Raw genomic sequence first — 3,474 nt, forward strand, 5'->3', positions numbered from 1 at the left:
GCGGCCAGCCGGTCACCGAGGACCAGCGGCAGCTCGAACCAGCGCTCGTCCCAGCCGCGGATCAGCCGGCCGCCCCACTCCTCGGCCACGAAGCTGCCGATCCGGTCGGCGGTCGCGCGCAGCGGCCTGCCGAGGGAGTTGCCGTCGAGATAGACGAGCGACGTGTCGGCGCCGACGAAACGGTCGCGATGTCCGGCCAACGGGTCAGCCGCGTCCAGCCCAGCCGCATCGAACGTCACGTCGTCTCCTCCTCGTCCGGCACGGCCTTGCCGTCCGCCTCGTCCCGATCGGCCCACTCCAGGAGCGGCGCGATGTCGAAGACGTGGTCATCGATGTCGTGGTGCAGGTCGCCGATCTCGGCGAACCGCGCGGGCACGGTCAGGATCGTGAAGTCACGAGGATCGGCGTCATCGATCTCCGCCCAGCGAATGGGTGTGGAGACCCGTGCGTCGGGCAGGCCCCGGACCGAGTAGGCGGCTGCGATGGTGTGGTCACGAGCGTTCTGGTTGTAGTCGACGAAGACCGCCGCCGGGTCACGGTCCTTCGTCCACCAGGTCGTCGTCACCAGCTCGGGCGCTCGCCGCTCGACCTCCCGCGCAAAGGCGAGCGCCGCGCGTCGTACGGCCTTGTGGTCGTGGTCAGGACGGATCCGTACGTAGACGTGCAGGCCCTTGCTGCCACTGGTCTTGGGATAGCCGACCGCTCCCAGCTCGTCGAGGACCTCGTGCGCGACGTGGGCCACCTTCCGGATGCTGTCGTACGACGCCTCCGGGCCCGGGTCGAGATCGATGCGCCACTCGTCCGGCTGCTCCACCGCGCCGCGGCGGCTGTTCCACGGATGGAACTCGACCGTGGACATCTGCACCGCCCAGATCACCGACGCGAGCTCGGTCACGCACAGCTCGTCGGCAGTCCGCTTCCAGCGCGGGAAGAACAGCTCGACCGTCTCGACCCAGGGCGGCGCGCCTGCAGGAAGCCGCTTCTGATGGACCTTCTCCCCCGCCAGTCCCTTGGGGAAGCGGTGCAGCATGCACGGCCGCTCGCGCAGCGCGTTGACGATGCCCTCGCCGACGGAGAGGTAGTACTCGACCAGGTCCAGCTTGGTGGCGCCGATCTCCGGGAAGTACACGCGATCAGGATTGCTGACCCGCACGACGCGACTCTCGACCTCGATCTCGATCGCCGGCGATGCCATGCGGGGACAGTACCGAACGGGTCGGACCATCTCAGTACCGTGACGTCGTGGACTTCGACCAGCCGCCCGTCGTACGGGTCACCGCAGAGCGTGGCGGCCTTGATCCGCGCGAGTGGCCGATGACGGTGCCGGCAGTCGCCCAGGTCGTGCGCAAGGGTCTCGACCTGCCCAAGGGCGTCACCTTCCTGGTCGGGGAGAACGGCTCGGGGAAGTCGACGCTGGTCGAGGGCATCGCGGTCGCGTACGGCCTGTCACCCGAGGGCGGCACCCGCTTCGGCATCCACGCGACGCGGCCCACCGAGTCGCCGCTCCACACGGCCTTGCGACTCCAGCGCGGCATCGGGAGTGGGCGGTGGGGATTCTTCCTGCGGGCCGAGACCATGCACGGCTGGTACACCTTCGCCGAACAGCACGCAGCAGATCGCGACCCGCGCTACCACGAGATGAGCCACGGGGAGTCGTTCCTCGAGGTGCTGCGCACACGCTTCGACTCGCCCGGTTTCTACTGCCTGGACGAGCCCGAAGCGGCCCTGTCGTTCTCCTCCACCCTCGGACTGATCGCCAAGTTGCACGACCTGGCTGCCGATGGAGCACAAGTGCTCTGCGCCACCCATTCTCCCGTGCTCGCCTCGATGCCCGGCGCGACCATCCTCGAGGTGGGCGACTGGGGGCTGCGCCCCGCCCGCTGGGAGGACCTCGACCTGGTCCAGCACTGGCGCCGCTACCTCGACGACCCGCAGCGCTACTTGCGCCACGTCCTCGACTGAGGACACTCGAGACAACGCGTGACCGATCGGGTGTCACGCGCCCGGCACATCGGAGCGTCAGATGGGTGTGAAGTCAGACAAGCAGGCGGAACAGTTCACCGCGTTCGTCCGCGACACTGGCACACAACTCCACCACGCAGCGATGCTGCTGACCGGCGATCACCATCTGGCAGAGGACCTCACCCAGGCGACGTACGCCAAGGTGTTCGTCCACTGGAGAAGAGTGGCCACCGCAGACAGCCCGCTCGCCTATGCACGCACCACCCTGCTCAACACATTCCTGTCCCACCGCCGCCTGCGCCGCAACTCCGAGCGTCCGACCGACCTCACACCCGGCGCCGATGACGGAATCAGCGCGGCACGCACGGCCGTCGTGGATGCCGATCCCGGTACGCGCGTCGACCTGCTTGCCGCACTCGGCGACCTGCCTCCGCTGGACCGCGCGATCATCGTCCTGCGGTACTGGGAGGACCGGAGTGTCGCGGAGACGGCCACCGACCTCGGCTTGTCGGAGACCGTCATCCGCACTCGAGCTCGACGGGCGTTGCAGCGACTGCGACCACTGGTCGCGCCTCCCACCGACCTGAACGCACTGCCCGAGAGGACCTCCTCATGAACGACCTCGACCACGACCCCTACCTGGGCCCCGCCCTCCGCGACCGCGTGCGGAGCGAACAGCCCGACCTCGAACACCTCGCCACCGCGTCGCTCCGGGCCGGCACCCGGCTGCGTCGTCGCCGCCGCATCGGCGTCACCGCCGGCGCCGTTGCCGGCGTGGCGGTGATCGCCCTCGCCACCTCCCAGATGGGAGGCGGTACGACGGCCGACGACCCGGACTACGCCGACACTCCCTCGGCCCCCAGCGAGCCGACACTGCGGGCCGGACAGGTGATCGACCTGGGCAACGGCGTCACCGGCACGGTGCGCACGGACAAGGCCGGTCTCTACGAGCTGGGCTCCAGCACGCTCGCTGGACCGGGTTCCGACTTCGTCCTCGTCGTCGACGGCCCGAAGGACGCCGTCAACACGTTCTGGTCCGACGGCTTCACGACGAAGTCCGGCGGCTTCCTCACCGAGGAGTGGCCCGGCATCACGGTGGCCGTGACCATGGCCAAGGCCGACGAGCTCGGCATGCTCGGCAAGGTGGACAAGATCCCGGTCATCGTTCCGTCGAACTGGACGTGCGAGTGGTTCCTGATCGACGACAAGGCGTCCTGCGAATCCGCTGACGGTGGCGTCGCCTCGCTCGTGATCCGGGATGCGGCCGACCGCGCCGCCTGGCTCGGCTCGAGCGACAAGGGCGACGACCCCTCCGTCTACACGACCGAGGCGCACGGCGGCATCTTCATCTCTGTCCAGGGCGGCCGAGGCACCACGAACAGCGAGATCCACGTGCTGGGCGAGTCCCTCACCTGGGTCGACTGACGACCGCCAGTCCGGCCGCGGCCAGCCCGATCAGGGCCGCGGCCGGGACAGGCAGTCCCTCGGCACCACCCTGCGCGACCACACCGG

At 69.3% G+C, this 3,474-nt stretch carries 4 protein-coding genes and 1 pseudogene; 3 read left to right on the forward strand and 2 right to left on the reverse strand.

Going from position 1 to position 3,474, the window contains the following annotated elements:
- Together ACOADB_RS07045 and ligD are read right to left on the reverse strand one after the other, a co-directional pair.
- A pseudogene (locus tag ACOADB_RS07045) lies at positions 1–239 on the reverse strand (kynureninase); the annotation flags it as partial.
- Entirely contained in the window at positions 236–1,195 is a 960-nt protein-coding gene (gene ligD, locus ACOADB_RS07050) for a non-homologous end-joining DNA ligase (protein WP_378597256.1), read from the reverse strand. The pseudogene ACOADB_RS07045 and the gene ligD, both read right to left, overlap by 4 nt.
- Positions 1,196–1,242: 47 nt before the next feature.
- Between ligD and ACOADB_RS07055 the strand changes: the two genes are divergently transcribed.
- The 3 genes from ACOADB_RS07055 (at position 1,243) to ACOADB_RS07065 (ending at position 3,387) form a co-directional block, all read left to right on the forward strand.
- Positions 1,243–1,962 (forward strand): AAA family ATPase, encoded by a 720-nt coding sequence (locus tag ACOADB_RS07055; protein ID WP_378597258.1) that lies wholly within the window; start codon positions 1,243–1,245, stop codon positions 1,960–1,962.
- Between the two features lie 61 nt (positions 1,963–2,023).
- Positions 2,024–2,578, forward strand: coding sequence for a SigE family RNA polymerase sigma factor (locus tag ACOADB_RS07060; RefSeq protein ID WP_378597259.1), 555 nt, complete (start codon positions 2,024–2,026; stop codon positions 2,576–2,578).
- The gene (locus ACOADB_RS07065) at positions 2,575–3,387 is read left to right on the forward strand and encodes a hypothetical protein (protein ID WP_378597260.1); all 813 of its coding nucleotides are present in this window, start codon (positions 2,575–2,577) and stop codon (positions 3,385–3,387) included. Before ACOADB_RS07060 ends, ACOADB_RS07065 begins: the two co-directional genes overlap by 4 nt.
- Positions 3,388–3,474: the final 87 nt, after the last annotated feature.

Origin of the sequence: Nocardioides sp. CPCC 206348 (genome assembly GCF_048654705.1) — a bacterium.
GTDB lineage: Bacteria > Actinomycetota > Actinomycetes > Propionibacteriales > Nocardioidaceae > Nocardioides.